The 845-nt window shown below is 61.7% G+C and carries 1 protein-coding gene; it reads right to left on the bottom strand.

The window, feature by feature from the left end:
* Nucleotides 1–845: calcium-binding protein (locus AC1DT3_RS22970; protein ID WP_477467469.1), on the bottom strand; the 845-nt coding region annotated here is incomplete at both ends.

The raw sequence follows: 845 nt of genomic DNA, 5'->3' as shown, positions 1-845 counted from the left end.
GTCGATGCCGCCGGTATCGATCAGCGTATCGGCAGCGCCCGCGAAGTACGTATCGTTGCCAAGACCACCGATCAGGATGTTGGGACCCTCGCCGCCGTCGAGCGTATCGTCTCCGGCCCCGCCGTCGAGGATGTCGTGCCCTGCCCCACCCGACAGAAGGTCGTTGCCACCGTTTCCATAAAGGATATCGCGACCGTTTCCGGCGCTCATGTTTTCGGCGTATTCGCTGCCGTTGGCACGATCGTCAGTCGTCGCCGTGAGATCCGTTCCGAGCGCAACTGTAATCGTCTGGTCTGCACGGCCCCAGTTGATCCATGCGAGACCGGAGAGATCGAGCGAGGTCGCCTGCGTGCTTCCCGTGAAAACGAGCGCGTTCGCGCCAGCCAGCGATCCCTGGACATGTCCGGCGGAGAAGCTGTTTGCCGCGAGGACGGCACTGGTCGGTGCCCCCACGTCCGCGAAACGCAACACGTCGATATCCAGGATCGACTTGAAGGAAGCGTTGCCGCGGATTTCGACGACGTCGGTCTCGTCGCCGCCGCCTTCACCAAAAACGTTGCTGCCGAAGATGCTGACATTGGTGGCGCCGTTTCCGACGACGAACGTATCGTTGCCTTCGCCGCCGATCGCCAACGTTCCATCCTGCATGCGAATCGAAATCTGATCGTTGCCGTTTCCGGCATTGATCTGATCGGCCGCGAGACCGTAACTCGACAAATTGTCGTCTGCGCCCGTCCCGTGGATCGTATCGGCGCCGCCAAGGAGATAATCGAGGGCAGGCAAGCCGCCCTGCTGCGTGAACACCTGGTAGAACGTCGGCAGCGCGATCGCGAGGTCTTCTATCC

It is taken from the genome of Microvirga sp. P4_G7, from assembly GCF_056401005.1.
This window is presented reverse-complemented; position numbering and strand designations above follow the sequence as displayed.